The following is a 3501-nucleotide window of genomic DNA, read 5'->3' as shown; positions in this document are numbered from 1 at the left end:
TTCCAAATCTGTAATGCATGCTTGAAGCTCAATGCTCGCGGGAGCACATCCGATAACGCTGCGGATTGCGCCATGAGAATGCGTATCAGGTTATACGCCAGCAGATATACCCACATCTCTTTCTCGGCCATCTCCGGTGTTTTGCACGTCAACGTTTCCATGCCCAAGGTGGTTTTGATATTCCGAATATCCAACTCCACATGCCAGCGGCTTCGATACAAGGCTTTCAGTGCTTCCCGTGGAACTTGCGTTGCATCATTCAGGGTAGTAATCAGGACTTTGCTCTCTAGCGCGACCTCCCGTATGACAATTTCAGCGGGGAGATTTCTGAAGTGTTCCGCAGACATCCAGCCTGGGCGCTGTACTGGCTTTTTGATTCGGATCAGATGATCTTTGCTCCCCAGATGCTTTCCTCGACGAAAATCTGTTGTCCGTTTCCTGCCGCCGTTTTGCTGGAAAACCACATCAATACCACGTTCAAGACATTCCGCCAGAACGTAGTAGCTGCCATACAGCGCATCACCCAGCAGAATATCGCCCTGTTCAAGGTCGGACAGCAAGGTGCGGAACAAGGCATGCTCACTGCCACCTTTGCCCTTATAGGGCCCCATCGCCGCGTTAATAACCATGCCGCTGGAGAGACAAGTGATTCCAACAATCCGGCTAATGGGAAAGCCTAAACCAGGTCACGGAACCGGGGTCAGGTCTTGCCCCGTGCCCCTCGAACTATCCGACTCACTCGCGAATAGTGCAAACCGAAGTAATCCCCTATCTCTCGCATACTGTAGCCCCCGCTTTCATGGGCGGCACGTATGGCGCTGTCTCTGTCACGATGTGAAGCTGCAATAACACCAAGCGGGCGCGCGACTTGACGACGCTGGGTTGAAGGCACCTCGGAAAGAGTGGCCTTGCTGTCCAGTTTGGCCACCATCTGGGCCACAAAGTCTTCACTGCCGAGATAGACCTGATTCTTAAGGGATTCCCAGGGATCGGGCTGGTCCTTTCCCTGTCTAACAAACTCCCTGTACGCCTTTATGGCTTCATCTCGGGTGCCTGAAAAAGCAGCGAGAATCCAATCTGCACTCACACCTTCAGGAAGCGCCTGAAGGCCTGCCGTTCCTCGATAACTGCTCCAGGGCCATTCTTGCGCCGTATGCACCATACGCGCCCTTACCGGGTTCAAGACGATGTATCTGGCCAATTCGAGCAGGTAGCTCTGTTTCTCCACGAGAACAGCCGAATATCGCCCCTGGAAAACGTGGCCACAACGGCCATGTTTGCGATTGAAATACTGTGAATAGCAGCCGTTAAGCTGGCGCATCCCCCTGCCCAGATTGCCCTCCGGGGTTTCCAGCAGGAGGTGGTAGTGATTACCCATCAAACAGTAGGCATGGCACAGCCAGTTTGCTTCACAGCATACCGTTGAGAGCTTCTCCAGGAAGGCGGACCTGTCCCCCTGTTCCTCGTAGATCATTTCCCGGCGATTCCCTCTCGCCGTCACATGATAAAGCGCACCGGCAAACTCAAGCCTCAGCGGTCTTGCCATCATTCATCTCCAACATCCCTGTCAGAGAAAAATACCGCTTCAACTGAAGCTTTAATGTCAGCTTGAGCTGAACTTCACGTCGTACCTTGACGCACGGGACAAGACCTGACCCCAGGTTTGCTTCTCACCTTCTTGCAACAGCGCCCTATTTGGGCAATCGCTCTACAAGTAGCATCGCGCAGCGTTTCATTTCTCTTTGTTCTGAATCGGCATCTCCACTTTGAGTCAAAGTGTCAGCCATTCTTTTTAAGTTATTAAAGAAGTTTTTGTGACTGTATTTTACTGAATCGGCATTCAAGGGGTCGCCGTAGTCAACGGCAACAACTTCGCCGCCTTTTATTATTTCAGAATTAAAACGGCAAACCGCGGAGGAGAAAACGCTGCCCTTTTTTATACCAGACATGCGCCTTTCCCACTCGACTGATACCCTTAGCGTATAATTTTCGCCGTCCACCCCTCTTTCATCGATGCTATCTTTTAGATATCCATAGAAATCTGACTTAAGCTCAGCTTCTCCAGGATAACTCTCTCCCACATCCGGACCAGACAATGAAAAATCACCTTCTTCAATCTTGTAACTCATCGCCTCTTTTTTTTCATTACCCGGCGTTGCTTCATAGGGCTCAAAGCCTGATTTTGATGCGCAAGCTGAAAGAAAAAGAAAAATAAACACAACAAATACCGCTTTCATAGTTTTTCATCACCTCTTGAATATAAATCTCAACCATAAAAAAACATCGGCAACATTAGTCGACAAGCCATCTCGAAAGAAGGAACACGCACGCATTATCCCAGGAAATATAAAGACTTAGCCCAACCCCAGACTTGCATCCCATCTAGTGGAGAAGAAGGGGACATGCGCACATTCAGCCCAGTTGCGACGGCGCAAACCGAATGCGACACGCTATACGGTGAGCAAAAACAGGCCCCCTACCCGGTCGAATCTCGGACTTCACACTATCTTGCCGCGCCCCTCACCACGCTGGTTTTTTTTGCGATGGAAGGGCCGCCCCATGACTGGAATGACCGCACTACTGATTTATATCCTCTGGACGCTGATTCTGGCGCTCAGTTACGCCACCTACCGGCTGCCGCTGGCACTCACGGGCAAGAAAGCCGCCAACCACTGGGAGCGTGGTGAGCCGGTGGATGATCCGGCGATTCTGGTGCGCGCCAAGGCCGCCCACCTGAACTGCCTGGAGAACCTGCCGCTGTTTGCGGCGCTGGTGCTGGTCGCCGCCGCTACGGGGCAGAGCGAGACCGTCAACGCGGTGGCAGGCTTTGTCGTTGCGGCTCGTATCGGGCAAAGCCTGGTGCATCTTGTCGGCACCAGTTTCCCGCTGGTGTTCATCCGCGCCAGTCTGTTCCTGGCTCAGGTGGCACTGATGCTGTATCTGGCTTTTGCGCTGCTGTAGCAAAGTGATGACGGCATGAGAACGAGGAAACCGGGAGCAGGTCTGCTCCCGGTTTTTTTACCGCTTCAGATACCGCTCCAGTTAACCCTCCAACAACCCCGCAAGCAGCGTATCAATTTCCGCTTTCAGTTCTTCGGCGATTAGGGGACACCCATAAATATATACATTCCTCAGGGTGTACCACCGGGCGACGCTGCCCCCAGCTTGGCCACATCTCGACCGGCTCAAGCTAAGCGTACATATCAAGCAGCTCGTTCATTCTCCGGGTTAGATCTTCACCCCATGACTGAGACTTCAATATGCTTCTGGCTGTTCTCTTTTGATTGCTTTTAATGTTTTGATCAGCGCCTGCATCCAATAGAATTTTTGCAGTATCGTATGACCCTCTGGCCCTTGGCCAAAAGTTCCCATTTGGGGCCGGTTGTCCAAATGCCCACATCAAAGGAGTAACACCAGATGCATTCTGAAAGTTCGGATCTGCCCCCGCCTCAAGAAGCTTTCTGACAATAGGTGTAAACCTGGAAATAACTGCATTATAAA

The 3501-nt window shown here is 51.8% G+C and carries 5 protein-coding genes; 1 reads left to right on the top strand and 4 read right to left on the bottom strand.

Translation table 11 applies throughout. The annotated features are described in order from the left end of the window. The 3 genes from A3730_RS18495 to A3730_RS18485 form a co-directional block, all read right to left on the bottom strand. A partial coding sequence (locus A3730_RS18495) for an IS4 family transposase (RefSeq protein ID WP_231883996.1) occupies nt 1-629 on the bottom strand: 629 nt, incomplete at its 3' end. A gap of 71 nt (nt 630-700) precedes the next feature. Then, nucleotides 701-1549: a transposase gene (locus tag A3730_RS18490; RefSeq protein WP_231880675.1), complete on the bottom strand. Its 849-nt coding sequence runs from the start codon at nt 1547-1549 to the stop codon at nt 701-703. Between the two features lie 142 nt (nt 1550-1691). Next, on the bottom strand, nt 1692-2237 hold the full coding sequence (locus A3730_RS18485) for a hypothetical protein (protein WP_063520715.1): 546 nt from the start codon (nt 2235-2237) through the stop codon (nt 1692-1694). Nucleotides 2238-2559: 322 nt separating this feature from the next. Between A3730_RS18485 and A3730_RS18480 the strand changes: the two genes are divergently transcribed. Continuing rightward, nucleotides 2560-2961, top strand: a complete 402-nt coding sequence (locus A3730_RS18480) for an MAPEG family protein (protein ID WP_063520716.1) — start codon at nt 2560-2562, stop codon at nt 2959-2961. Nucleotides 2962-3190: 229 nt separating this feature from the next. Here the strand turns inward: A3730_RS18480 and A3730_RS18475 are convergent. After that, a partial coding sequence (locus A3730_RS18475) for an ankyrin repeat domain-containing protein (protein ID WP_197477524.1) occupies nt 3191-3501 on the bottom strand: 311 nt, incomplete at its 5' end.

This window comes from Alcanivorax sp. HI0044, from assembly GCF_001634945.1.
The sequence above is the reverse complement of the archived record's forward strand: the minus strand, read 5'-3'. Positions and strand labels throughout refer to the sequence as shown.

Bases quoted from the DNA above. Each gene is read 5' to 3' on its own strand.
- A3730_RS18485 (WP_063520715.1), bottom strand. From the start codon at position 2,237: ATGAAAGCGGTATTTGTTGTGTTTATTTTTCTTTTTCTTTCAGCTTGC.
- A3730_RS18480 (WP_063520716.1), top strand. From the start codon at position 2,560: ATGACTGGAATGACCGCACTACTGATTTATATCCTCTGGACGCTGATT.
- A3730_RS18490 (WP_231880675.1), bottom strand. From the start codon at position 1,549: ATGATGGCAAGACCGCTGAGGCTTGAGTTTGCCGGTGCGCTTTATCAT.